The 25811-nt window shown below is 35.0% G+C and carries 28 protein-coding genes, 2 tRNA genes and 1 pseudogene; 13 read left to right on the forward strand and 18 right to left on the reverse strand.

What is annotated here, in order from left to right:
- Window positions 1-3 precede the first annotated feature (3 nt).
- Genes THEYE_RS05975 through mntA form a run of 5 tightly spaced genes read left to right on the forward strand, consistent with a single transcriptional unit; the run spans window position 4 to window position 2662 of the window.
- On the forward strand, window positions 4-450 hold the full coding sequence (locus THEYE_RS05975; protein WP_012546607.1) for a nucleotidyltransferase domain-containing protein: 447 nt from the start codon (window positions 4-6) through the stop codon (window positions 448-450).
- Window positions 413-865 carry a type VII toxin-antitoxin system HepT family RNase toxin gene (hepT, locus tag THEYE_RS05980; protein WP_012545150.1) on the forward strand — a complete coding sequence of 151 codons (453 nt, stop codon included), beginning with the start codon at window positions 413-415 and terminating at the stop codon, window positions 863-865. Before THEYE_RS05975 ends, hepT begins: the two co-directional genes overlap by 38 nt.
- Window positions 862-1392 carry an LPS assembly lipoprotein LptE gene (gene lptE, locus THEYE_RS05985; RefSeq protein ID WP_012545934.1) on the forward strand — a complete coding sequence of 177 codons (531 nt, stop codon included), beginning with the start codon at window positions 862-864 and terminating at the stop codon, window positions 1390-1392. Before hepT ends, lptE begins: the two co-directional genes overlap by 4 nt.
- Window positions 1393-1397: 5 nt before the next feature.
- Window positions 1398-2249, forward strand: coding sequence for a DNA polymerase III subunit delta (holA, locus tag THEYE_RS05990; RefSeq protein WP_012545757.1), 852 nt, complete (start codon window positions 1398-1400; stop codon window positions 2247-2249).
- Window positions 2250-2269: 20 nt separating this feature from the next.
- The gene (mntA, locus tag THEYE_RS05995; RefSeq protein ID WP_012545157.1) at window positions 2270-2662 is read left to right on the forward strand and encodes a type VII toxin-antitoxin system MntA family adenylyltransferase antitoxin; all 393 of its coding nucleotides are present in this window, start codon (window positions 2270-2272) and stop codon (window positions 2660-2662) included.
- A gap of 368 nt (window positions 2663-3030) precedes the next feature.
- On the opposite strand, the gene THEYE_RS06000 is transcribed toward mntA, so the two are convergent.
- Entirely contained in the window at window positions 3031-4350 is a 1320-nt protein-coding gene (locus tag THEYE_RS06000) for an amidohydrolase family protein (RefSeq protein ID WP_012545535.1), read from the reverse strand.
- Between the two features lie 9 nt (window positions 4351-4359).
- Window positions 4360-5223, reverse strand: a complete 864-nt coding sequence (locus THEYE_RS06005) for a UbiA-like polyprenyltransferase (RefSeq protein WP_164924843.1) — start codon at window positions 5221-5223, stop codon at window positions 4360-4362.
- A 902-nt stretch (window positions 5224-6125) separates the two neighbouring features.
- Between THEYE_RS06005 and THEYE_RS06010 the strand changes: the two genes are divergently transcribed.
- On the forward strand, window positions 6126-7589 hold the full coding sequence (locus tag THEYE_RS06010) for an alginate export family protein (RefSeq protein ID WP_012545756.1): 1464 nt from the start codon (window positions 6126-6128) through the stop codon (window positions 7587-7589).
- Between the two features lie 233 nt (window positions 7590-7822).
- Here the strand turns inward: THEYE_RS06010 and THEYE_RS06015 are convergent.
- A pseudogene (locus THEYE_RS06015) lies at window positions 7823-8973 on the reverse strand (IS3 family transposase).
- A 35-nt stretch (window positions 8974-9008) separates the two neighbouring features.
- The gene (locus THEYE_RS06020; protein ID WP_012546271.1) at window positions 9009-9602 is read right to left on the reverse strand and encodes a helix-turn-helix domain-containing protein; all 594 of its coding nucleotides are present in this window, start codon (window positions 9600-9602) and stop codon (window positions 9009-9011) included.
- Window positions 9603-9762: 160 nt separating this feature from the next.
- Between THEYE_RS06020 and THEYE_RS06025 the strand changes: the two genes are divergently transcribed.
- Both THEYE_RS06025 and THEYE_RS06030 read left to right on the forward strand, forming a co-directional pair.
- Window positions 9763-9834: transfer RNA gene (locus tag THEYE_RS06025), tRNA-Val, on the forward strand.
- Between the two features lie 378 nt (window positions 9835-10212).
- Window positions 10213-11091: a peptidylprolyl isomerase gene (locus tag THEYE_RS06030; protein ID WP_012545595.1), complete on the forward strand. Its 879-nt coding sequence runs from the start codon at window positions 10213-10215 to the stop codon at window positions 11089-11091.
- Here the strand turns inward: THEYE_RS06030 and mnmE are convergent, their stop codons facing one another.
- The 14 genes from mnmE to THEYE_RS06100 form a co-directional block, all read right to left on the reverse strand.
- The gene (mnmE, locus tag THEYE_RS06035) at window positions 11092-12474 is read right to left on the reverse strand and encodes a tRNA uridine-5-carboxymethylaminomethyl(34) synthesis GTPase MnmE (RefSeq protein WP_012546495.1); all 1383 of its coding nucleotides are present in this window, start codon (window positions 12472-12474) and stop codon (window positions 11092-11094) included.
- On the reverse strand, window positions 12471-14012 hold the full coding sequence (yidC, locus tag THEYE_RS06040; protein WP_012545913.1) for a membrane protein insertase YidC: 1542 nt from the start codon (window positions 14010-14012) through the stop codon (window positions 12471-12473). The genes mnmE and yidC overlap by 4 nt, the downstream gene beginning before the upstream one ends.
- 4 nt (window positions 14013-14016) lie before the next feature.
- On the reverse strand, window positions 14017-14241 hold the full coding sequence (gene yidD / locus THEYE_RS06045) for a membrane protein insertion efficiency factor YidD (RefSeq protein ID WP_012546583.1): 225 nt from the start codon (window positions 14239-14241) through the stop codon (window positions 14017-14019).
- Complete coding sequence (gene rpmH / locus THEYE_RS06050) at window positions 14223-14363, reverse strand: 50S ribosomal protein L34 (RefSeq protein WP_012545609.1); 141 nt, start codon at window positions 14361-14363, stop codon at window positions 14223-14225. Before rpmH ends, yidD begins: the two co-directional genes overlap by 19 nt.
- A gap of 13 nt (window positions 14364-14376) precedes the next feature.
- On the reverse strand, window positions 14377-14577 hold the full coding sequence (gene rpmI / locus THEYE_RS06055) for a 50S ribosomal protein L35 (RefSeq protein WP_012545453.1): 201 nt from the start codon (window positions 14575-14577) through the stop codon (window positions 14377-14379).
- A gap of 56 nt (window positions 14578-14633) precedes the next feature.
- On the reverse strand, window positions 14634-15161 hold the full coding sequence (gene infC, locus THEYE_RS06060) for a translation initiation factor IF-3 (RefSeq protein ID WP_200855693.1): 528 nt from the start codon (window positions 15159-15161) through the stop codon (window positions 14634-14636).
- Entirely contained in the window at window positions 15158-17011 is a 1854-nt protein-coding gene (thrS, locus tag THEYE_RS06065; RefSeq protein ID WP_012545243.1) for a threonine--tRNA ligase, read from the reverse strand. Before thrS ends, infC begins: the two co-directional genes overlap by 4 nt.
- 97 nt (window positions 17012-17108) lie before the next feature.
- The gene (locus THEYE_RS06070; RefSeq protein ID WP_012546122.1) at window positions 17109-17810 is read right to left on the reverse strand and encodes an ABC transporter ATP-binding protein; all 702 of its coding nucleotides are present in this window, start codon (window positions 17808-17810) and stop codon (window positions 17109-17111) included.
- A complete protein-coding gene (locus THEYE_RS06075) occupies window positions 17776-18027 on the reverse strand; it encodes a hypothetical protein (RefSeq protein ID WP_012545980.1) in 252 nt (83 codons plus the stop codon). The genes THEYE_RS06070 and THEYE_RS06075 overlap by 35 nt, the downstream gene beginning before the upstream one ends.
- A complete protein-coding gene (locus THEYE_RS06080) occupies window positions 18028-19233 on the reverse strand; it encodes a lipoprotein-releasing ABC transporter permease subunit (RefSeq protein ID WP_012545027.1) in 1206 nt (401 codons plus the stop codon). It abuts the gene before it with no gap.
- Window positions 19230-20714 carry a lysine--tRNA ligase gene (lysS, locus tag THEYE_RS06085; protein ID WP_012545717.1) on the reverse strand — a complete coding sequence of 495 codons (1485 nt, stop codon included), beginning with the start codon at window positions 20712-20714 and terminating at the stop codon, window positions 19230-19232. Before lysS ends, THEYE_RS06080 begins: the two co-directional genes overlap by 4 nt.
- Before the next feature lie 43 nt (window positions 20715-20757).
- Window positions 20758-20832 (reverse strand) — tRNA-Pro (locus THEYE_RS06090).
- A gap of 2 nt (window positions 20833-20834) precedes the next feature.
- Window positions 20835-21176, reverse strand: coding sequence for a MerR family transcriptional regulator (locus THEYE_RS06095; protein WP_012546816.1), 342 nt, complete (start codon window positions 21174-21176; stop codon window positions 20835-20837).
- Between the two features lies 1 nt (window position 21177).
- Window positions 21178-21462: an integration host factor subunit alpha gene (locus THEYE_RS06100; RefSeq protein ID WP_012545173.1), complete on the reverse strand. Its 285-nt coding sequence runs from the start codon at window positions 21460-21462 to the stop codon at window positions 21178-21180.
- 221 nt (window positions 21463-21683) lie between these two features.
- Between THEYE_RS06100 and pyrR the strand changes: the two genes are divergently transcribed.
- From pyrR to THEYE_RS06125, 5 genes are read left to right on the forward strand one after another with little or no spacing between them, the layout of a single operon-like run.
- Entirely contained in the window at window positions 21684-22214 is a 531-nt protein-coding gene (gene pyrR, locus THEYE_RS06105; protein ID WP_012546581.1) for a bifunctional pyr operon transcriptional regulator/uracil phosphoribosyltransferase PyrR, read from the forward strand.
- Window positions 22211-23119 (forward strand): aspartate carbamoyltransferase catalytic subunit, encoded by a 909-nt coding sequence (locus tag THEYE_RS06110; RefSeq protein ID WP_012545982.1) that lies wholly within the window; start codon window positions 22211-22213, stop codon window positions 23117-23119. The genes pyrR and THEYE_RS06110 overlap by 4 nt, the downstream gene beginning before the upstream one ends.
- Window positions 23120-24427: a dihydroorotase gene (locus tag THEYE_RS06115; protein ID WP_012545202.1), complete on the forward strand. Its 1308-nt coding sequence runs from the start codon at window positions 23120-23122 to the stop codon at window positions 24425-24427.
- The gene (gene carA, locus THEYE_RS06120; protein ID WP_012545700.1) at window positions 24427-25518 is read left to right on the forward strand and encodes a glutamine-hydrolyzing carbamoyl-phosphate synthase small subunit; all 1092 of its coding nucleotides are present in this window, start codon (window positions 24427-24429) and stop codon (window positions 25516-25518) included. The genes THEYE_RS06115 and carA overlap by 1 nt, the downstream gene beginning before the upstream one ends.
- A 52-nt stretch (window positions 25519-25570) precedes the next feature.
- Complete coding sequence (locus THEYE_RS06125; protein WP_012544959.1) at window positions 25571-25810, forward strand: hypothetical protein; 240 nt, start codon at window positions 25571-25573, stop codon at window positions 25808-25810.
- The last annotated feature ends 1 nt before the right edge of the window (window position 25811 follow it).

The raw sequence follows: 25811 nt of genomic DNA on the forward strand, positions 1-25811 counted from the left end.
TTTATGAAGCTCATTAATGAAATCGCAGAAAAATATAAAATTTCCTTGATTTATCTTTTCGGTTCACAGGCTGAATTAGGTGAGAGATATCTTCATGGTGAAGATATAAAACCTGAGCCTTATTCTGACCTTGACATAGCAGTGCTTTTTGAAGAAATTCCTGAAAACATTATAAAAACCTACGGTGAACTCTATCGTGACCTTTGCTTTGTCTTTGAACCCTTTGAGATAGACCTTGTTTTTATGCATGAACAGGATTCACTTTTTCAGTATGAAATTATAAAGGGCGTACGCATCTATGCAAAAGATGAAGATTTTGCCGATGAGTATGAGGAGCTTGTAATGAAAAAGGCTTCTGATTTAAGTTTTAAACAAAAAGAATTCATAAAAGATGTATTAGAGGCAATTGAAGATGGTTATTTCCAGTTTGAATATAAAGCGAATAGTTGATTTAATTGGCTTTATAGAGGAATGTCTTAATGAATTGAAAATTTTTCAAAGCATTTCAGAAGAGGAATTTCTCTCTGATAAAAGAAACCCGGCTTATGTAGAGAGCTATTTAAGGCGAACCCTTGAGGCTATGTTTGACATTAGCAGACATATCCTTGCTAAAACTTATGGATATAAAGAGCTTGAATACAAAAAAATCGCCAAAGAATTAGGCAACAAAGGAGTAGTTAATCAGGAACTGTCAGAAAAACTTTTCTTGATGGCAGGTTATCGTAATAGAATGGTACATTTTTATAGAGAGATTACTCCATCTGAACTGTTTAATATTGTAAGGAATAATTTAACTGATGTGGAAGAATTTATAAGACAGATAAAACATTTTATAGAGTCATACAGCAAGGAGATTAAATTATGAAAAAAATTTTTATCACGGCATTACTATTTTTAAATCTTTTAACACTAAGTTGCGGATATACCATTCACACAAAAGCTGACCTGCCTTTTCAGGAAATATATCTGAGAAAAGTTGACAATCTCACCCTTGAGCCAGGGTTACAGGATAAAATGAGAAAGATTGCTTATCAGGCACTTGTTGACAATGGTTTTACAATCACTTCTTCCGCTGACAGAGTGCTTGACATCCAGATAAAAAATTATCGTCTGGTTACTCTTTCAGAGATAGGGCTTAATACAGTTGAATATCAGATTATAATTGATGTTAAAGCAATTCTTTACGAAGGAAAGGAGATAAAGAAAGAATTTGCACCGGCTTCACCATTTACAACATTCTTCAGAACAACAAGAGACTTACAAAGCATCATTGCAGACAGAGACCTTGCAATTGAGTCTTTAATAAGGGATATATGCGATGATATGGTAAGAAAACTTATTTTTGAGACAGAGGAAAACAAAAAAGAAGAAAATCTTCAAGAAATTCAATAAAAATTATGCTTGAAATAGAAAAACTTGAACAGGAAATAAAAGAAAAACTCCCAAAAAGAATGTATTTTTGCTATGCTCAGGATACTTTTCTTCTGTTTGAGGTTACAAGGCTTGTCCGTAAAAACTTTGACCCAGTAGTAATTGAGACCTATGAATCTCCTGAAGAACTTGATATCACATCTTTCGCCTCACCATCTTTATTTTCTTCAAAAACAGTTCTGCTAATTTACAACTTTGAAAAAATAAAAAAGACTGAAAAAAGAATTGAATGGCTCAAAAAAATTACATCACAGGTGCATAGCTCTATCAGTCTTATTCTTCTTTGTAATGCTTCATATAAAGAAATATCTGATGAGATAGCCTATTTAAAAAAAGATAAAAACTCTCTCCTTTATAATCTTGATCTAAAGAAAGAAGATTTACCAACATGGATAGCGTATAAGGCAAGTCAGAATGGCATCACGCTAAAGCAGGATGCAATTTACTATTTGATAGACATAACAGGAGGGCAGCCGGGTTTAATTTCGTCTGAGATAGAAAAAATATCGCTTTTGACAGATAAATCTCACATTGGGCTTTTTGATATTAAAGATATTTTGACAGAACTTGGTGAATTCACAGCCTTTGATCTTATTGATGCAATAAAGAAAAAAGACAAAGAAAGAGCATACAGGTTGATTGATAAACTCCAAAATACAGAGCCAGATATGATTTTGGGTGCATTAAACTGGTATTATACAAACAGAGTTAATGCAGACCCAAGTGTTTATAATCTGCTTTACAGAACAAATCTTTCATTAAGGCAGGCTCGCTCTTGCAGCCTTGAGATGCTTTTATATGAGTTGCTTAAAGATTAAGATTTATGCTACTTTAACACATGGAAATGGAAGCAAAATTAAAAAAAGCGTTTATAAATTTAGAAAACTACCATGATAAACTTCAAATAGAATTCGCCTATTTATTCGGCTCTTATGCTGAAGGTAATTATGCTCCAACAAGTGACATTGATCTGGCAGTTTATTTTGTTTCAAATCCTTCCTTGGATGAAGAGCTTTCCTTACATGTTTTTTTAACAAAGCAGCTTAAAACTGACAAAATTGACCTTTTAGTATTAAATCGGACAAAAAATTTGATTCTTCTTGAAGAAATTATAAGAAAGGGTAAAGTTATTTATGACAGAATTTCAGAATTACGAAAAATGTTTGAATGTAAAGTTATTCACAATTCAATTGATTTTAAAATCCAGAGAAAAGTTTTTGCAGGAAGATGAGAGAATCAATCAGAGTCAAGATTGAAAGAATAGAACGTTCTTCAAAATGACACTTCATTTTGTCATTCTGAGGGGGCTCAACGCCTCCGAAGAATCTCTGATTTACTCCGTTATAGAAAAAAGAAAAGATTCCTCGGCACGGATGTGCCTCGGAATGACCAAAAAACATAATGATTAGGAAAAAGGAGAGATTCCTCTTTCCGCGGTCACTCTATTAGGAATGCCCCCTCTTGTCACCCCCAGCGATAGAGAGGGGTCTCCTCATTGGAAACGATGTGGATTTTGCGCTCCGTTCGGAATAAGAATTTGTGAAGAAATTCTTAAAAAGCTTCCTGATGTAAATAAATATTTAACTTATATTAAAGACTTTATGAATTTCTGATTCTCTCAGCCCACCAGATAGCTTTGTCAATCAGTTCATCCTCATCAATAAACTGATGCCTTCCGTTAAGGATTACTAGAATACCATTAACAAAGACATCTTCAATGTCTGAAGCTTTTGCAGAGTAAATTATTGTGGAATATATATCATAAACTGGCTGCAAATGAGGTTTTCTAAGATTCATAAGCACCAAATCCGCCCTTTTACCAGTTTCTATGCTTCCAATTTCTTTTTCAACTCCCAGTGATTCTGCTGCCCATATTGTGAGCATTTTCATGCAGGTTTTTACATCAAGCACAGTCGGGTCTGCTGTTATTCCCTTTTGCACCTTTGCAGCTATTGAGATTTCTTCAAGGAGGTCAAGGTTGTTATTGCTTGCTGCACCATCTGTCCCCATGCTAACTTTCACACCTTTTTTAATCATTTTTGCCACAGGTGCTATCCCACTTGAAAGCTTAAGATTGCTTTCTATGCAGTGGGAAACTCCTATATTTCTCTCTGCCATAATGTCAATCTCCTCATCATCAAGCCACACTGAATGGGCTGCGGTTATTCTGCCTTCAAGAAATCCTATATTCTTCAGATATTTGACAGGTCTTTTACCATTATTTTTAAGGCATTCTTCAACTTCATGAAATGTTTCACTTAAATGAATATGAATGGGCACATTATTTTTCAATGCAAGTTCTTTTGATTTAAGAAGTGTTTCCCTGCTACACGTATAAATGGCATGAGGTGCAACTGCTGGCAGTATGAGTTCATCACTTTTGTATTTTTCAATGAATTCCTTTGCCTTGGCAAGATAATCATCAGCACCTTTGCCTGAGGCTGTGGGAAAATCAAGAACCCCCTGCCCTACAACAGCTCTTATTCCAAGCTTTTTTGCTGCCTGAGCAATTGCCTCAGTGAAGAAATACATATCATTGAAAGTTGTTGTTCCACTTTTTAGCATTTCAATGCATGCCAACGATGTTCCATCATGGACAAACTCAGGACTTAGAAATTTTGCCTCCTTAGGCCATATATGCTCTGTAAGCCACTGCTTAAGAGGCAGGTCATCGGCAATCCCTCTGAATAAAACCATAGCAGCATGGGTGTGGGTGTTTATAAATCCTGGCATCAGTGCTGAATAGGAATTGCCATAAACAGGAATTGAAGGGTCTTTATATTTCTTTAAAATTTCTGTAAACTCACCAACATCCTTAATTCTTCCATCTTCAACAACCAAAGCACCATTTTCAATTACTTCATCTTTCTTATTCATAGTAAGCAGATACTGTGCTCTGACTATAAAGGTTTTTCCCACACCAACCTCCTAAATTTTTATCAGAATAGCCATTGCAGTAAAGATGAATACAGTTATGCTTATATAGCCATTCATGTTAAAAAAGGCTATGTCAAGTTTTGAAATATCATGCGGCTTTACAAGAGAATGCTCACGAATAAACAAAAGGGCAACTAAAGCCATTCCAATCCAGTAAAATATGTTAAGCTTAAAAATTAAACCTGTTATAGCGAGAAAACCCCACGCAATAAAATGAAATAGCCTTGCAAAGTATATCGCCTTTTTAACACCAAAAATTCGGGGAATTGAATATATCCCGTATTTTTTATCAAACTCCACATCCCAGAGTGCATAAAGAGTATCAAATCCTGCAAGCCAGAATATTACTGTAAGCACCATTGAAATAATTTCCCAGTCAAAACTTCCCTTTATGGCAATCCATGCTCCAAGAGGAGCAAGTGCAAGAGCCAAGCCTAAAACAAAATGGCATGCCCATGTAAATCTTTTTGTATAGGAATAAATAAAAAGTATAAAGATTGCTACAGGTGAAAGTTTAAAACACAGGGGATTAAGCATCCATGCAGAATATATAAAAACTGCAAGACTGACAACAGTGAATAAAAAAGCCTCCCAGAGTTTAATTTTTCCTGCTGGAATTTCTCTCTGAGCAGTTCTTGGATTGAGGGCATCAATTTTTCTGTCAATTATCCTGTTAAATCCAAAGGCAGATGCCCTTGCTGTAACCATTGCCACAGTAATCCAGAGAACTTTTTCAAGTTCTGGAATTCCTCCTGCAGCAAGCAACGCACCTGCAAAAGCAAATGGAAGGGCAAAAACACTGTGCTCAATTTTTATCATTCTTAGATATAAAACAGCCTTATTTAGCATTGACATAAATAAATTATAACATGATTTATTTTTTACCACTCACCCACTTTTCCAGTAATGGAACAACTCAGAGATTCTGAGGGGTCATTGAGACCCCTCAGAATGACAAAAAGAGAATCCTTCCGTCTTCTTTTGTCATCCTGTTAATGCCCCTCCCGCGCATTATTCTGAGTGCATCCAATTTCCTATTATTCCGCCTGTTCCTGTTATTCCGAGGAACCCTTTTTCTGTCATTGCAAAGAGCGTTCCCTTTTCTGTCATTCCAAGGATTGTTTTTTCTTGTCATTCCGAACGGAGTGAGGAATCTCCTCCTCTATGTCTCTATAATTCAACAAAGTGTATTCAAAAGGATACATTCAACCAGAACAAAAATCCTTAAAATTCAATACTCGCCCTCTGGCAGAAAAATTGCATAGTACATTAATGTTGTTCTTTAACAGTTTTTTCTGTCATTCCGAGGCACGAAGTGCCGAGGAATCTCCTCCCTCTGAGCAGAAGAGACTCCTCGCTATCGCTCGGAGTGACAAAATGCGCTGTCATTCCGAGGAGCGACAGCGACGAGGAATCCCCTCTTGACAGGGGAGGAGAAGTGTGATAAACTATTCAAAAACTTACTCAAAAAGGAGGTGAGAGGTAAACACGGTGCAAGCAGTAGGGAGACTCTTCGGGACGATGTCCCTCAGAGTGACAGAAAATAGAGTAATTCCGAAATGAGTTACCTATCCTGTCATTCCGAGGAACGACGAGGAATCTCCTGCAGGAGTCATCCCGAGCGATAGCGAGGGAACTCCTAAGCGTCCTTGTGAGACGATAGGCAGTTTGTCATTCCTAGGGCTTTAGCCCGAGGAATCTCTTGTCTTACCACCGTCTTTGACGGTGTAACTGAACTAACCGATGGAGGTTAGGAAGTGAAAAAATATGCAAGTATTTTAGCTGTATTGGTTCTTATTCTTGGCTTTGCAGCCATTTCTTACTCTGCACCAGCAGAAATTCCCTCAGACACAACAGCAGTAATCGCAAAAGGCAAAACCCAGATAACCCTCGGCGGTGAGTTGAGATTCAGAGGAATGTATGGAAGCAATTTAGCAGTTGTTGATGACAAAGAGGCAAAAGAAGGGACAGGTACAAAGAATGGTGTTGAAACAGGCAACACTTCTTACTATGATTACCGCGTAAGACTCAATCTTGAAGCAAAGGTATCTCCTAATACAACAGGATATGTAGAAATTGAAAGTAACAGAACATCAGATAACAAGAGTGAAAATGTTAATTGGGGTTCTGGAGCTAATGGACCAAGGGGTGTTTATGGTGTTGGTAACTGGCATGATGAAAGCAATCTCTACATTCGTCAGGCATGGATTCAGTATCAGGGTAGTGGACTTCTTGGTGTTCCAGCCGGTGTAAAGGTCGGAAAACAGCTCATTAAGCTTGGTTATGGACTCTTCTTTGACCACACCTACTATGGTGACGACGCTATTCTTGCATTCGTTCAGCCAGTAAAAGAGCTCACCATTGCCGCTCACACAATAAAATTTAAAGAAGGAACAATCAACTATAATGATGATGCCACTGCATATGGAATTCTTGCAGCCTATGCAGGAAAAGGCTGGGGCTTAAGCGCTGATATTACCTACATTGATCATCAACAGTACGGAAATACTCTTAGTTCTCCGAGTGATAATACCCCACTTCATCTATGGAATTTTGGTTTAAGAGGAAACTATGATGATATTGCAGGAACAGGTCTTGGCTTCAGAGCAGATGTTGAGTTTCAGACCGGTAAAGTTGATTATCCTACAGTAGATGATACAAAACTCAAAGGCTGGGCAGCATTAGCAGGTCTTGACTACAAATTCAAGAGTATTCCATTAACTCTTACAGCTGAGTACGCAATTGGTAGTGGTGATAAGAAGGAAGGTAGCAATGATAATAAAAATCAAGCATTCATCACAGCACTCGGACCAGAACAGCACTACACATTTGTTTACGAATATTTAACTCCATCAGCATGTAATTTTGGTTCTTCTTATAGTAAGTTAAATGGTCTCTGCAATACTCAGTATGTAAAACTTGGCGGTGCCTATGACATTACAAAGGACCTCAAAGCTGAGCTTTATGGTTACTGGTTAAGAGCTCATAAGGCAGTTGCTATCAATGGAGCAACTGACGCAAGTGGTAACGCTCTTACAGACAAAGATCTTGGCTGGGAAGTTGATGCAAAGGTAACCTATAAGATTGACAAAGGTCTCACTTACTGGGTAGAAGGTGGATACTTCTGGGCTGGTGATGCTTACAAGCTCGGCACAGGTGGAAACAACAGAGACGCTGATGATGCCTGGGCAGTAAGACACGGTATCCAGCTCAACTTCTAATTGACTTAAAGAGGGGCTTCCCTCTTTAAGTCATCCCGAGGCGTAAGCCGAGGGATCTCAAACACTGCACCGTGTTTGCCAACCATAAAGGCGGGGAATTCACCCCGCCTTTTTTATTTGCTCTTTTTCCTTTTTCATTCCAGTCACTTATTTTTTGTCATTCCGAGGGGCTCAATGCCCTGTACTGCACCCCATTTTTGAGGACACTTTTTAGTCTTCCAATTTATAGAGCCTCATGCAACATTTCTCTGCTGCTCCCTGTAGTATTTTAACTCATACTCCTCTGGTGATAAATATCCTAAAGCACTGTGCACATAAAGCCTGTTGTAACAATTCTTTATCCAATACTTTATTATTTTTCTTGCTTAATCAAGGCTTCTAAACTCATTTAGCCATATCAATTCCTCTTTTATCGTCCTTATTACCCTCTCAGTGTCAGCATTCCCTTTAGGATTGTCATAAGATGTAAATATTTGCTCTATTCCAAGCACTGCCATTTCCTTCATAAATGCTCGGCTTGTTGGTTGACTGCCATTATCACTAACAAGCTTTAATCCTCTGCTTCTTACCCCGTCTTGAAATTCAGCCTGTAATGCCTTATCCAATGCAGCCATCCATTCAGCCGTCCTTCCCCTTAATGATACTTCCCAACCCACTATTTTCTTCGTATACCAGTCAAGCACCACTACTAAATATGCCCGTCCAATACAAGGTATCATAAATTTGGTCATGTCAATTCCCCAGATTTCTTTCGGTCTTTGAGCTCTGGGCTTTCTTCCCTCAGATTTCCTTTTAGCTTTATGAACTGTCTGGCTTGCAAGTAATCCATGCTCCTTCATTATCTTGCTTACTGTCTTATGATTAATCAGAACTCCTTCCCTGTGCCTTAACCATGCTGTCACTCTCCTGTATCCCCAAAATGGATGCTCACTTTTTATAGCTTTTATTTCCTCTAATATCTCTAACTCATTTATTTTATTAGATTTTTCAATCTCTCTGAGATTAATAAAACTATAATACCTGCTTCTTGATAATCCCGATGCTTTACAAGACTCTTTCACTGTATAGCCTTCTTTGAGTAATTGCTTAACCAATTCTATTTTCTCCCTAACAGTTCTTCTGTTTTTTTTAATATCTCTATCTGGATTGCCTGTTTCCCTATGATTCTCTGAAGCTTGTCTATCTCTGCTCTGTAAATGCTTTCATCAGCACTACCACTGTTAAGAGCTTTTTTTCCACCTTCCAAAAATTTGTCTCTCCAGCGATAATAAAGTCCTTGACTTATTTTGTGCTCCATGCAGATGTCAGCTACAGATTTGACTCCTTTAATTCCTTCCAAAACTATCGCCATTTTTTCTTCTGCTGTCCACTTCCTTTGTTTCATTTATACTGCCCCCCTATAAAGTCTTTTCTTTCTGCTTATGCAGAAAGTTTAACCTCTACTAATTGACCGTGTCCACTTTTGAAGGGGTTCAGTATATGTAATTCAGCATAGACCCACCCAGAGGCATCATCAACCATCGCTACAAGCCACCAAGGCTCACTTACTCCCTCAATCCAACGGTGTTGTGATGAATCCATCTGGACAAGCATTCCCTCTCTTGGCATCCTTCTACGTCTCCTGTACATCCTCTTTCTCTTGTTCTCTTCATGTAATCCTGCATCAATCAGTATCTTCCTTACTGTCTCATAACTTAGGTCAATTTCATGATTCTCCTTAAGTTTATCCTTAAAGTGGAGTATGTTAAAGTCCCAATAGAGTTTCTCTCTCAAATTCAGAATACTTTGTCTTAGTTCCCCAGTAACTTTAAGAGCATTTGCATGAGGAGTACTCTTACGAAATAGTCCTTCAAATCCTTCATTCTGAAATCTCTCCTTCAATCTCAAACATTGTCTGTAACTAAGTCCAAGAATCTCTGATGCTTGCCTAAGAGTGATACAGCCTCTTAGAGCTTGAGTTAAAACTTCATATCTTTTCAACTCTTCCTCCGAGATTAAATAATACTTTTTCACTTTTTCTTCCTCCTTTAGTGTCAAATCCTAAAAGAGGAAGAATAACACTAATGTGACATTTTAATTTAGTAATAACGTGTGACATTTTATTATTGTAACCACAATGACAGAGAAAAAGGTTGACAAAATAAAGAGAAAACAGTTATATTGCAAAAGTTTTAGGCGCGTAGCTCAGTGGGAGAGCGCTTCCTTGACGCGGAAGAGGTCGTGGGTTCGATCCCCTCCGCGCCTACTCAGTAAAATAAAAGCTTCCTCTGTTCTCTCAGAATTTAACAGCTTTTATGTGCAAAAATTGAAATCCTCTCCAAGTTTACAAATTGAGAAATTTCAATGGTATATCGGATGAGATTCCTCACTTTGTTCGGAATGACACCCCCTTTCTGTAACCCAAAACAATAGCAAGGGGGACTACTAAAAGGAGTAAATTCCTCGCTGCATATTGGAATGAGAAGAAAGGCGTCGCCCCGTATTACATAGCAATATCACTGCTCTCTGAACTATTCACCCCTGAAAATTTTAAACACACCTTTAGCATATTGAACCACAAAAGAATTTGCTTAAAATTTTTGTTTAATGTTAAATTAAAGAAATTTTTGAAAGGAGAAGAAGCATGAAGTATTTAAAAATTTTTGTTATCTTTACAATTTTTTCACTTTTTTTTGCATGCAGTAAAAGTGATGAAGTAGTTGTAAAAGCAGGCTCATCAAAACTTACAAAAAAAGAACTTCAGGAAGATATTAAAAGTCTTCCACCACAGACAAAAGCATTTCTTGCCTCACCTGAAGGCGTTAATCGTCTGAAAGACGAACTGATTAAAAGAGAAGTTTTATATGAAGAAGCAAAGAAAAAAAATCTGGCCAAATCAGAAGAATTTAAAAGAAGAATGGAAGAATTCAAAAAGATTACATTAATCAATATGTTACTTGAGCAGGAAATTAAAACACTCCAGCAGGTCACTGAACAGGATGCTAAGGAATACTATGAAAAAAATAAAGACATGTTTATTAAGCCGGTTGAAGTCAGATTAAGTCAAATTGTAGTAAAAAATGAAGATGAAGCTAAGAAAGTTTATGAAAGAATAGATAAAGGTGAAGAATTTAGCAAAATAGCAAAAGAACTTTCAAGAGATGAGAAAACAAAAGCATCTGGTGGAGATATTGGATTTTTTAAAAAAGGTCAACTTAATCCCCAGATTGAAAATGTTGCATTCAGCCTAAGAAAAGGACAGGTCAGCATGCCTCTTACTTTCAAGGGAGAGCTTTATATTTTTAAAATTACAGATGTCAAGGGTAATCCAATTGATTTTGAACAAATAAAAGGACAACTCATTGAACAACTTAAAGCAAAAAAACAGCAGGATTGGTTTAACACTTATATTGATGATTTGAAAAAGAAACATAAAGTAGAGATTAATGAAAAAGCTTTACAAGAAATACTTAATCAGTCCTTAATTGGAGGGAAATCTATACAACCACAGCAAAATAAATAATTATTTTCCAATGCAAAACTCACTAAAAATTAAATTTAGAATTTCTTCAGTAGTAACAACTCCAATAATCTGACCCAGAAAGCCAAGAGCCTCTCTGAGAAACATAGCAGTAATCTCAAGAGGCTCTTTATTTTTAAAACTTTGAAATGCGTTTTCTAAAGCATTCAATGCACTATCAAGGGCTAATTTGTGCCTTAGTTTTGTTACCACTAATCCCTCTTGCTCATACTTGCCTGAAATGGTTGTCTTAAAAATAAGCTCTTTTAATTCTTCTATTCCTTCTCCTTTTAAAGCAGAAATTTCCACAGTTGGCTTATTTTTAAGAAAATCAGGCAATTGAAACTCTTTGTTTTTTATGTCTTTTTTGTTTATTACAACAATTAATCTTTTTTGAGTAATCCTGCTTATTATCTCTTCATCAAGACTATCAATAGGTCTACTTGCATCAAGAACAAGCAAAACAAGCTCAGCTAACTCAACGGCTCTTAATGTTCTTTTAATTCCTTCAGCCTCTACAAGGTCATGAGCTTGCCTTATACCTGCTGTATCAACAATCTTGAGCGGCATTCCTTTAATATTCACATATTCTTCAATAATATCCCTCGTTGTTCCAGGAACCTCTGTCACAATTGCTCTGTCTTTCATTAAAAGAGCATTTAAAAGCGATGATTTACCAACATTGGGTTTCCCAACAATTGCAGTTGTAAGTCCTTCTCTATAAATCTTACCTTCTTCATATCCTTCAATAAGTTTTTTTATCTCATCTTTTATATGGGTTATTTCCTTTATAATTTCTTCTTCTGTGAATCCATCAATATCTTCTTCCGGAAAATCAATGTATGCTTCAATATGCGCACAAACTCTCATGAGAGCATCTCTCAACTCATTTATTTTTATTGAAAGTCTTCCACTAAGATGTTCCAGTGCAATCTTTTGTGCCTGTTCAGTTTTAGCTCTAATGAGGTCAATCACAGATTCAGCCTGACTTAAATCTATTCTGCCTCTTAAAAAAGCTCGTTTTGTAAATTCACCTGGTTCAGCAAGTCTTGCACCTTCATATAAAACTATGTCAAGAATTCTTTTTAATGTAATATATCCTGCATGACAGTTTATCTCTACAATATCTTCTCTTGTGTAAGTATTTGGGGCTCGCATAACAGTAACCAGTACTTCATCAACTCTTTCTTGGGTAGAAGGATCAATTATGAAACCGTAATGAATTGTATGTGTTTTTACATTTTGCAAATTGATTCCTTTAGGAGAATGAAAAATTTTGCTTGCAATTGAAATAGCCTGTCTGCCACTTATGCGAATTATTCCAATACCTCCTTCTCCTAAAGGAGTGCTTATAGCAGCAATTGTGTCAAATTCAGATGAGATCACACGGATTTTTTGATTTTTTTATTAATGTAAAACTGTTGAGCAATTCCAAACAAGTTATTTATAAGCCAGTAAAGAACAAGTCCTGAAGGAAAGCTCAGGAATAAAAATGTAAATACTACTGGCAAAAGTAACATTATCTTTTGCTGCGTAGGATCTGCAGTTGATGGAGTCATTTTTTGTTGAATCAACATTGTAGCACCCATAATAATAGGAAGCACATAATAAGGGTCTTTTGCTGAAAGGTCATGTATCCAGAACATAAAAGGTGCTTGCCTTAATTCTATAGCTATTGTGAGAATCTTATATAAAGCAAAAAATACAGGAATCTGAAGAAGCATTGGGAGACATCCGCTCATTGGATTAATTTTGTATTTTTTATAAAGCTCCATCATCTCTTTTTGAAGTCGCTGAGGGTCATTCTTGTATTGTTCTTTTAACTGCATTAATTTTGGTTGAAGTTCGCTAAGTTTTTGCATTGACTTCTGCCCACGATTCACTATAGGTATAAAAGGAATTCTTACAAGAATTGTAAGTATTATTATTGCTATACCATAATTCCCTATCAAGCTATATAAAAGTTTTAGAAACCAGAAAAGAGGACGAGCAATAATTGAAAAAAATCCAAAATCAACTATATGTTCAAGCCCTACATTAAATTTTTTGAGATAATCGTACTCCTTTGGAGCGGCAAATACTCTATAGCTATTAATACCATCATTAAATTCTACTCCTGTAAGAGCATCGCCATTATAAGGCAAAACAACAAATTGATTTGCCTTGGTTACAGGCACAATAGCTGAAAAGAAGTATTTATCTTCTTGGGCAATCCATTTTACACCTTCTTTGTATGTGTTAGTTTCTTTTATTTTTGAAGGATTCAACTCAATCCTGTCAGCTTCTTTCAAAATTACAGGTCCCCAGTGAGGTGAGTCTTCTTTTTCAAAAATTCCAAAATCTTTCCCAAGTGTCACATAGTAACTGCCAAAGCCTTTAACTTCCTCCTTTATGTCTATTACATAATCAGTTTTGTTAAAAAAGAACGTTCTTTTTAAAAAAATATTGCTGTCATTATAGGTGAATACAACAACCGCCTGATTAGAGTTTTTAAAAGAGACATTTGAATCATCTATATTAAACATGACTTTTGAATAATTGAACTTACCATCTTTTGAAATTGAAAGTGGAAGAATATCAGATGAAGTTAAAATAATAGGTTTACCACTGTTGTCTTTATATTTCTTAAGTTCTACAGATTTGATGGTTGCGCCCTCATTTGAAAGAATTACTTTAAAAACATCATTTTCAATAGAAACTTCTCTATATTTTATATCCTTAGAAATCTGCTTTGGTTCTTCTTTTTTTAAAGGCTCAGGTTGGACTGATTGAGGAATTTGTTTCTTATCTTCTTTTTTTACTTCCACAGGTTGTTGTTGAACTTCTGAAGGTTTGTAGTACTTTGTATATAAATACTGACTACCAAATAAAATAGCCATACTTAAAATAACTGCTAAAAATGCTCTTAATCCTGTTTTTTCCATAACCTCACCTTAATGGATCATATCCTCCTGGATGAAAAGGATGACATTTAAGTATTCGTTTTATTGCAAGAAAAATACCCTTTATCCCATATTTTTTTATAGCTTGTTCAGCATAATCTGAACATGTTGGAATAAATCTACATGTAGGAGGCATAAATGGAGAGACAAACCTCCTGTATATTTTTATCAGAATTAATAAAATTTTAGAGATTATGGAGTTAATCTCCATCTACCCTTTGCTCTTCTTCTTTTTATAACTCTTCTTCCACCCGGAGTGCTCATTCTTTTAAGAAAACCATGTGTTCTTTTCTTTTTAAGCTTATGTGGATGATAAGTTGTATACGCTCCCAATTTTTACCTCCTGTTAAAACTTATATGGAATAAGCATTCTTATTGCCTTATATTGAGTCTCATCAACTTGAGCAATCTGTCTTAAATGTCTTGTTCTTTTTGAAGGCTTCCCTGTAAGCAAGTGACTTTTATTGGCTCTTCTTCGCATAATTTTTCCTGTTCCTGTAACTTTAAATCTTTTCGCTGCTCCTCTGTGAGTTTTAAGTTTTGGCATAAATAACCCCCTTCACAAGTTTAGACAACTATTTTAATAAATTTTATCCAAAATTATCAATCTTTACCGGGAGCTATAATCATACTCATACTGTTGCCTTCAAGACGGGGCTCTTGTTCAATTTTATGTGCAAATCCTACAAGAAGGGCTTTTATTTTATCAAAAACTTTCATTCCCATTTCAGAGTGAACAATTTCTCTGCCTCTGAAAAAAAGAGTTATCCTTGCTTTATCCCCATCTTCAAGAAATCTTTTAATATGTTTGACTTTAAGCTGAAGATCATGGTCTGAAATCTGAGGTCTTATTTTTATTTCCTTTACAGTAGAAGGCTTTTTAGAAGAACCTTTTTTTTCAAGTTGATACTTATATTTTCCATAATCCATTATTCTGCAAACTGGAGGACTTACATTTGGTGCTACTTCTACAAGATCATAACCTCTTTCACGAGCTATTTGAATAGCTTCTTTTGTATTTACTACTCCTATTTGCTTACCATTTTCATCAACAAGTCTTACTTCCTTTGCCTTAATTGCTTCATTTACTCTGATATCCTTTGTTGCTATTTTCCCACCTCCTTGAATTATTTTTTATCTTTTATATCGTTAACAAGAAACTCTATAAATTTTTCAAATTTTATAAGTTCAAAATTTTCTCCATCTCTTTTACGAACAGTTATAGCATTATTTTCAATTTCTTTATCGCCAATTATTACCATATAAGGAACTTTGTTCAAGGTTGCATTTCTTATCTTGTATCCTATTTTTTCATTGTCAATATTTAACTTAACTCTGAAATCATTATTTATCAGTTGTCTATAAACTCTGGCTGCATAATCAGCATGTTTTTCAGAAATAGACATCACTTCAATCTGCACAGGAGCAAGCCATAGGGGGAAAGCACCCGCATAGTGCTCAATCAACACTCCCATAAATCTTTCAAGTGAGCCCATCAGAGCTCTATGTATCATAATTGGCCTGTGTTCTTTGCCATCTTTTCCTCTATATGTGATGTCAAATCTTTCTGGAATATTAAAATCAACTTGAATTGTGCTACATTGCCATGACCTATTAAGAACATCTTTTATTTTTATATCAATTTTGGGTCCATAAAAAACTCCTTCACCTGGGTCAATCTGATATGGAAGATTTCTTGTTTTAAGTGCTTCTTCTAAAGCAAATGTTGCTTTTTCCCAATTCTCAATGCTTCCAACATATTTTTCAGGTCTTGTGGAAATATATATATCATAAGCAGTGAAACCAAATGTTGAAAGAATGAACACAGTAAAATCAAGAACTTTTTGAATCTCTTCTTCCAGCTGTTCTTCTGTACAGAATATATGAGCATCGTCTTGTGTAAAACCTCTCACTCTTAAAAGTCCATGAAGAACTCCTGACCTTTCATATCTGTAAACTGTTCCAAGTTCTGCAAATCTTAATGGAAGTTCTCTATAACTCCGAAGTTCGGATTTATAAACCTGAATATGAAATGGGCAATTCATAGGCTTAAGCTGATACGCAATTTCGTCAATTTCCATAGGTGAATACATGTTTTCTCTATAAAAATCTAAATGTCCACTTTTTCTCCATAAATCAAGCCTTGCAATATGTGGGGTATAAAGAAGTTGATATCCTGCTTTTAAATGTTCGTCCTTCCAGAAATCCTCTATTATCTTTCTAACGATTGCTCCATTAGGAAGCCAGATTATAAGACCAGGACCAACTTCTTCACTTATTTCAAAAAGTCTGAGTTGTTTACCAAGTCTTCTATGGTCTCTCTTTTTAACTTCCTCAAGAAAATTAAGATAGTCCTGTAACTCTTCTTTAGTGGGAAAAGCAGTGCCATATATCCTCTGAAGCATCTTGTTTCTTTCATCCCCTCTCCAGTAAGCTCCAGCAACACTTAAAAGCTTGAATGCCTTAACAATACCTGTATGAGGGATATGAGGACCTCTACATAAATCTATGAATCCACCTTCTTCATATATGGAAACTTTCTCATCCTCTATTTCATTTATTATTTCAATTTTATAAGATTCACCAAGACTTTCAAAAAGCTTTATTGCTTCATCTTTTGATATTTCTTTTCTTATAAATGGCTGCCTTGATTTAATTATTTCATGCATTCTTTTTTCTATTTTTTGAAGGTCTTCTTCTGTAAAAGGAGTATCTCTATCAAAATCATAATAAAATCCATCTTCAATTGCTGGTCCTATGGTAACTTTCACATCTGGGAATAAATCTTTTACAGCATGAGCCATTATGTGAGCTACCGAATGTCTAAGTATTTCAAGCCCTTCTTTGCTTTGAGGAGTAATTATTTCAATTTCTTCATCTTCATTAAGAGAAGATATGAATGATAGATCTTTTATTTCTCTATTTATTTTGAGGGCTATTGCCTGATTTTCTTTCAATAGTTTCTTTAGTTCTTCAGGCATCAACTCAACAATATTGTCTTTAATTTTTACTTTTATGCCTAACCTCCTTAAAATTTTAAATCTATATTAATCTAAAAGCAATACAATAATCAATATCTTATACTAAAACTCCATCAATCATTCTCAGTTTTCTTGTGCATTGCTGTGCAAGAGATTCATTATGAGTAACAATTATAAAAGTTGTGCCAATTTCTGAATTAATTTTTTTAAAAAGCTCAAAAAGTTCCTTGGCAGAGCTTGAATCAAGATTTCCTGTGGGCTCATCAGTAAGTATAAGAGGAGGATTTTTAAATAAAGCTCTTGCAATTGCAACTCTTTGCTGCTCTCCTCCTGAGAGTTCACCTGGACGATGAAAAGCTCTTTCTGCTATCCCTAATTTTTTTAGTATTTCAAGAGCCTTTTCCTTGAGTGATTCATAAGTTTGTCTCGCCCTTTTATGTTCATTTGCAATTAATTCAGGCATTACAATATTTTCAATAACATTAAATTCAGGTAAAAGATAGTGAAACTGAAATACAAAACCAATATTTCTATTACGAAACTCTGAAAGGGCATCTCTTGAAAGATTGAAAGGATTTATTTCACCATCAAATTTATACAAAATTTCACCTGATGTTGGAATATCAAGAGTGCCAATTACATGAAGAAATGTGCTTTTGCCAACTCCACTTGCTCCTGTAATTGCAACAATTTCACCATGATAGGCTATAAAATCAATTCCCTTTAATACTTCTATTGAGCCAGCCTTTGTCCAGTAAGTTTTTTTAAGGTTTTTTGTTATTAGTATCTCTTTTTTCATCACGAAAAGGTTTTCCAAACTCTTCTATTTTCTTCAATATAAATTGATGAATACTGTCTGCTTTATCTGCAGCATAGTGAAATCCTTTTTTAACAATTCCTGTTGTTTTATCTCCAGCTTGTCTAATTTTTTCTCCACCAAAAAACAATGCTACAACAAAAAAAATAATAAAAACAATTATACTCAGACATCCGATATTTCTTATGAATTTAAACACCTATTCATACCTCAAAATCTCAACAGGATTTATTTTTGAAGCTCTGTGAGCAGGATATATAGTGGAGACAAGGCTGATAAATAAAGCACTTGCACATATCAAAACAATATCAAGAACCTTAACCTTAACAGGTAATTTACTCAGATAGTAAACATCTGCTGGAAGTTTAACAATATCATAAGACCTAACAATTTCGCATAAAATAAGACCTCCTGTTAAACCCACCAAAATTCCAATTAACCCAATAATAAGTCCCTGACACATGAAAATTAGTTTTATCAACCTGTCGGTTGCACCCATTGATTTAAGTATAGCAATATCTCTCTGTTTTTCAGTTACATTTACCATTAACATGCTTATTATATTAAATGAAGCAACAAGAACAATCAATATTAGAATAATGAACATTGCGAACTTTTCAAGTTTAAGAGCAGAAAAAAGATTTTTATTCATCTGCATCCAATCTTTAACATAAAACTCTCCATCAAGCTCCTTAGTAATAGCCTGACTGATAAAGTTTGCTTTGTAAACATCTTTAAGTCTAAGCTGAATACCTGTTACTTTGTTTCCATATTCAAAAAAATCTTGGGCTATCTTCAGGTCTGTTATAACAAGATTCATATCATATTCAAACATTCCTATCTCAAAAATCCCAGTAACAATAAATTTTTTAACCTTAGGAATTATGCCAAGCGGACCCATTGTTCCCATTGGAGATATAACTGTAATTGTATCGCCAGGCAATACTCCGAGCATGTTAGCAAGCTCTTTGCCTATTATTATCCATGGTAACTCTGTATAATTTTCGTATTTATATTTGATATATTTGAATATTTCTGTAGTCTTTCTATCATATTCTGGAATAATACCCCTAAGATAAACTCCATGAGCCCTTTTACCTGATGAAATCAATACCTGTCCCATTATAAAGGGAGAGCATGCTTGAATTTCATTTTTTTTTGATAAAAAATCCATCATAGTTTTATAATCACTGATACCTCCAGAGTAACTCAAAAGCACAGCATGCGCTTGGGTGCCAAGAATTTTTTTCTGTAAATCCTCATGGAATCCACTTACTACAGATATAACAACTATCAGAGCCATAACACCAAGCGCAATCCCGCTTATAGAAATTACTGCCCCGAATGAAAGCCCTTTTTTTCTACTTTTCAAATATCTTAAAGCAATAAAAAAGGGAAGTCTCATTTTGTCTCTGGTCTTAAAAGAGGAAAGAGAATAACATCTCTTATTGATTGATTGTTAGTCAAAATCATGACAAGTCTATCTATTCCAATGCCTTCACCTGCTGCTGGAGGCATACCAATTTCAAGTGCTCTTACAAAATCTTCATCCATTTCTGGAACTTCTTCATCACCCTTAAGTCTTTCTTCAAGTTGGCGTAGAAATCTCTCTTTTTGGTCAAGAGGATCATTCAACTCTGAGAAGGCATTAGCCATTTCTCTGCCTGCGATAAAAAGTTCAAATCTTTCAACAAGTTCTGGATTATCCTTTTTCCTCTTTGCCAATGGCGAAAGCTCAACAGGATAATCAATAATAAATGTTGGTTGAATCAACTCTGGTTCAACGACTTCCTTAAATATCTCATCAAGCACCTTACTAAGACTACTTCCTTCAGGAATCTCTATACCTTTTGCCTTAGCCCATTTAAAAGCAAGATTGCAATCTTTCATCACTTCTTCAGGTACACCTTTATTCTTCAATGCATCAAACATGGTAATTCTTTTAAAGGGCGGAGTAAAATCAATTATATAATCTCCATATTTTACCTGAAGACTTCCACAAACTTTCTGAGTAATGTAACTTAAAAGTTTTTCTGTAAAATCCATAAGCCAGTTGTAATCTTTATAGGCTACATAAAACTCTATCATTGTGAATTCAGGATTATGTTTTGTTGAGATTCCCTCATTACGAAAGTTTTTTCCTATTTCAAAAACTCTTTCAAAGCCTCCAACCAAGAGTCTCTTCAAATAAAGTTCAGGAGCGATTCTTAAATAAAGCTCCATATCAAGAGCTTCATGATATGTTTTAAAAGGCTTTGCTCTTGCTCCACCAGCTATTGTATGCATCATAGGAGTTTCAACCTCAAGAAAACCCTCATTTTCAAGGAACTCTCTTAAATACTTTATAATTAGCTGTCTCTTTACAAATGTTTCTTTTACTGATGGATTTACAATAAGGTCAACATATCTTTGCCTGTACCGTGCCTCAATATCTTTAAGACCATGCCATTTTTCTGGAAGAGGTCTCAAAGACTTGCTTAAAAATACAAAATTATGAACTTCTATGGTTAATTCATTAGTTTTTGTTCTAAAAAGCCTTCCTTCAACTCCTACAATATCTCCAATATCAAGATTTTTAATTAATGAAAACTTTTCTCCTAATATATCTTTTCTTAAATAAATCTGAATTTTCCCCTTTGAATCCTGAACATGAGCAAAAGCTGCTTTACCAAAATCTCTTAACAGAATTACTCTTCCAGCAACTGATATGGTTATATTTTCATTTTCTAAATGTTCTTTCTCAAATTCTCCAAATTTTTTAAAAATATCTTCAGTGCTATCTGAAGGTTCAAATGTTCCATTATAAGGCTCTATACCAAGACTTCTTAATGCGGTAAGTTTTTTAATCCTCTGTTGAATCAACTCTGAAAGCGGCGTTTCCTGCATAGTTATAAGTTATACCCCCTTCAATTTTTATTTCATTAAAAAATCGGGGCGAGCCGATTTGAACGGCCGACCACTCGCACCCCAAGCGAGTGCGCTAACCAGGCTGCGCTACGCCCCGATTCAGGAAAGCATCCTCAAAATCTCTTTAAGCTTATATCTTATTTTTTCTATTATATCTTCCCTTGAAAATCTTTCACAGGGAATTAATCTATTTCCCAATTTCTGTCTTACACCTTCTACTGTGTATCTATCTTCATAAAGCATCTTTTTTATTAACAAAATAATTTCAATATCTTTTTTAGTATACAATCTTTGTCCAGTCTTTGTCTTCTTAGGCTTTAAAAAAGGAAATTCTGTTTCCCAATATCTTAAAACATAAGGCTCTACACCAACAATTCTACTTGTCTCGCCAATTTTATAAAAAATTTTAAAAGGTAATTCTTTTTGTAATGCTTCCCCCATTTCAGCTTATGTTTTTCTGAATGGACTGCTTCAACTGTTCACTTGGTCTAAAAGTCACTACCTTTCTGGGCTTGATCTCAACAATCTGCATAGTTTTTGGATTTCTACCTATCCTACTTCCTTTCCTTCTTACTGTAAAAACCCCAAAACCTGATATTTTTACTACCTCTTCTTCCTGTAAAGCCTCCTTCATTGTCTCAAACACTGTTTCCACAATCTTGTGTATCTCTGTTCTCGGCAATCCCACTCTTTCAAAAATAAAATTAACAAGGTCTGCTTTGGTCATTACTGCCTCCTGTCTACTTGTAATTCATTGAATTTTATCCTATTATATTGCAATATTGTCAAGTTATTATAGGTTCTTCTGAAAATCAAAAAACTAAAGAGTTGTTATATTAACCAACAAAAGTGAAATGCTATATTTATTTAAAAGAGCTTAAAAGTTTTATAGAAAAATTTTTCAAAATCGTGTATAATTTAATGATTTTAGGTTTATAATCTCTCACTATGGAAAAAGAACTTCTCAATGAACAGGAAATAGAAAGAATCCTTAACAGGATTACCCACGAAATATTAGAAAGGAACAAGGGAGCTGAAAATATATGTTTGATAGGTATTGTAACAGGTGGTGTATATCTTGCTGAAAGAATCAAAAAAAAGATAGAACAAATAGAAAGTATGAATGTTCCATTAGGAAGCCTTGATATATCTTTTTACAGAGATGATATAAATCTTTCAAAAAAGCGTAAGGCAATAAAACCTACTCATATTCCTTTTAGTATTGATGAAAAGAAGGTCATACTTGTAGATGATGTTCTCTATACAGGGAGGTCAACCAGAGCTGCAATGGATGCATTGATGGATTTTGGAAGACCAGCCGAAATTCAACTTGCTGTTTTAATTGACAGAGGGCACAGAGAATTACCAATAATGGCTAACTATACAGGTAAATACATACCTACCTCAAGAAATGAGAAAATTAAAGTATATCTCAAAGAAATTAAGGGGAAGGATTCAGTAGTTTTGATTACACAATGAAAGACCTTATTGGAATAAAAGAGCTTTCAAGGCAGAATATTGAGGAAATTCTCAATACAGCTAAAGCTTTTAAAGAAGTTCTTAGCAGAGATATCAAAAAAGTTCCTACACTACGTGGAAAAACAGCCATTAATCTTTTCTTTGAACCATCAACAAGAACAAGAACATCCTTTGAACTTGCTGAAAAACGTCTTAGCCTTGATGTGCTTAATTTCTCAATAAGTACAAGCAGTGTTGTAAAAGGAGAAACTCTTTATGATACCCTGAAAACCATTGAGGCATATAATGTTGACTATATTGTAATTAGACATTCCTCTTCAGGAGCAGCCAAGTTTGTTGCAGAACATACGCCTGCTTCTGTCATAAATGCTGGAGATGGCACAAATGAACATCCAACTCAAGCTTTGCTTGATGCTTTCAGTATTCTTGAAGTAAAGGGCAGACTTGATGGGCTTAAAATAGCTATTGTAGGAGATATAATTCATAGTAGAGTTGCTCGTTCAAATCTCTATCTTTTAAGCAAATTTGATACTGATATAAGATTTGTAGGTCCACCTACTCTTCTACCAGAAGATGCACCTGATAATGTGAAAATTTTTTATGACCTAAAAAAAGGTATTAAAGATGCTGATGTAGTAATGCTTCTTAGAATTCAACTTGAAAGGCAAAAAGGTGCTTTTATTCCCTCCTTAAAAGAGTATTTTCATGTTTGGGGGTTGAAGAAAGAAGCATTCTCCTATTTAAAAAATGATGTAATTATAATGCATCCAGGACCTATGAATAGAGGGGTGGAAATTTCAACAGAGGTTGCAGATAGTTCTCGTTCAATAATCCTCAGACAGGTAACAAATGGCATTGCTACAAGAATGGCTGTAATTTATCTTTTAACACCAAAGGAGGCTTAGTTGTTTATAAAAATTTACAATGCATATATAATTGACCCTTTTACAAATAAAGAAGGCATTGCTGACATATTTATTGATGACGGCATTATTTCAAAAGTTAAGTTCAAAAGGAAAATCACACCTATTGCCTTAAGTCTTCAACCTTCAGTCTCTATTTTAGAGATAGATGCGTCTGGACTCTATGTGTTCCCAGGTCTTATAGATATGCATACTCATTTGAGAGAACCTGGATATGAATATAAAGAAACTATTCGCACAGGAACACTCGCTGCAGTAAGAGGCGGATTTACTTCAGTTTGTTGCATGGCAAATACAAATCCTGTAAATGACAACCCTGAGGTCACATATTACATTCTTGCAAAAGCCAAAGAAGAAGGTAGTTGCGATGTATATCCAATAGGAGCTATTACAAAAGGGCTTAAAGGTGAGGAACTTTCAGAAATGGCAATGTTAAGGGAAGCAGGATGTGTTGCCTTTTCAGATGATGGAATGCCAGTTATGAATTCTCTAATTATGAGAAGAGCCCTTGAGTATTCAAAAGCAGTTGGTGCACCGATTATATCCCATTGTGAAGATCTCTCATTAAGCGAAGATGGAGTAATGAATGAAGGGAAGCTCTCTTTCTATCTTGGCTTAAAAGGAATTCCTAAAGCATCAGAAGAAGTAATGGTTTCAAGAGATGTGATACTGAGTAAACATTTTAAAACATCCGTTCATATTGCCCATGTATCAACAAAAGGTTCAGTAGAAATAATAAAAAAAGCAAAGGAAGAAGGAGTATCTGTCACAGCTGAAACTTGTCCACACTATTTTACACTTACAGAAGAAGCGGTTTCAGGCTATAACACAAATGCGAAGGTAAATCCTCCTTTGCGATCTGAAGAAGACCGTGAAGCTATCAAAAATGCTTTGAGCGATGGAATAATTGATGTTATTGCGACAGATCACGCGCCCCACCACATTGATGAGAAAAAAGTTCCGTTTCAGGAAGCTCTAAATGGAATTTCAGGACTTGAAACAGCCTTTGCCATTAGTCTTAAACTTGTGCATGATAAAATCTTAAATTTAAGGAAACTCATTGAAAAATTAACACTTAATCCTTCAAAAATACTAAACCTCAAAAAAGAGGGAATAAAAGAAGGTGCTCAGGGTGACTTAATTCTTGTGGATATAAATAAAAATTGGACAGTAAAAAAAGATAAATTTGTATCACTTGGTAAAAATACACCTTTTGATGGCTGGAAACTAAAAGGAAAAGTCTTATTTACAGTTAAAGGTAAGAAAATTTTTGATATGAGGGATCAGTAATGAAAAAAGCTATTTTAGTTCTTAAAGACGGAACTGTCTTTGAAGGTTTTTCCTTTGGAGCAGAAGGAGAGTCCATAGGAGAAGTAGTATTTAATACCTCAATTACTGGATATCAGGAAATATTGACAGACCCTTCATATAAGGGACAAATTGTTGTTATGACCTATACACAGATGGGAAACTATGGAGTAAATGAAGAAGATGTTGAATCTTTCGGCGGACCCAAGGTAGAAGGATTCATTGTAAAGGAATATAAAAACTATCCAAGCAATTGGCGATCAAAAGGAAGTCTCGGAGATTATCTAAAAAATTATGGAATTGTTGGCATACATGGTATTGACACCCGTGCACTTACAAAACATTTAAGAGATAAGGGAGCTCAGATGGGAATTATTTCTACCTTAAACCATGACCCTGTAAGTTTACATAAAAAAGTTCTTGCCCATCCAGATATTTCAGAGATAGATCATGTGAGCGATATGATGTGTAAGGAGCCTTATTGGTATCACAATGGAAAAGATTTACCACTATGCATAGTCTATGACTATGGTGTTAAATTAAACATTTTAAGAAATCTTAAAAGAGTCGGATTTTCAGTCTATGTTGTTCCTGGCAAAACACCCGCTGAGAGTTTGCTTGAGATGAATCCTTCGTGTATAATGCTTAGTAATGGTCCTGGTGACCCTCAGATTTTAAATTATGCAGTGAAAAACATTAAAAAGCTTATTGGTAAAAAACCTCTTTTTGGAATATGTCTTGGGCATCAACTCTTAGGACTTGCCTTAGGAGGAAAAACATATAAACTTAAATTTGGACATCACGGAGGTAATCATCCTGTTAAGGACTTAAAAACAGGAAGGATTTCAATTACAGCACAGAACCATAACTATTGTGTTGATATTTCATCTCTTAAAGGACAAGTAAGGCTTACCCATAAAAACCTTTATGATGGAACAGAAGAAGGAATGGAACATGTAGAGTATCCAATTTTTTCAGTTCAACATCATCCAGAGGCAGGACCAGGTCCTAATGATGCTTTAGATGTTTTTGAGAGATTTAGAGAAATTGTTAGGGAATATGAAAATGTTTGATCTTTCTATTAACTTAAAGCGCTGAAATAACGAAAAGGTTGGAGGTAGTTGAATGGCTATAACTTACGATGAAGTATGGATATCTACAATGAGAGAGATAAATATCTGCAAGGATTACATTAGGAATTATGAAAAAAAGATTCTGTCTCTTGAGAAGGAGCTTGGAATCAAGGCTTCTCAATTGAATGAGGATATGTTGAAAGATAAAAAAATAAGAAAACTTTATGAGACTAAACTTGCCCTTGAAAGAGAACAAGAAAGACTTAAAGGATTGGAGGAACTTTTAAAATAGT

This window comes from Thermodesulfovibrio yellowstonii DSM 11347 (genome assembly GCF_000020985.1).
Lineage (GTDB): Bacteria > Nitrospirota > Thermodesulfovibrionia > Thermodesulfovibrionales > Thermodesulfovibrionaceae > Thermodesulfovibrio > Thermodesulfovibrio yellowstonii.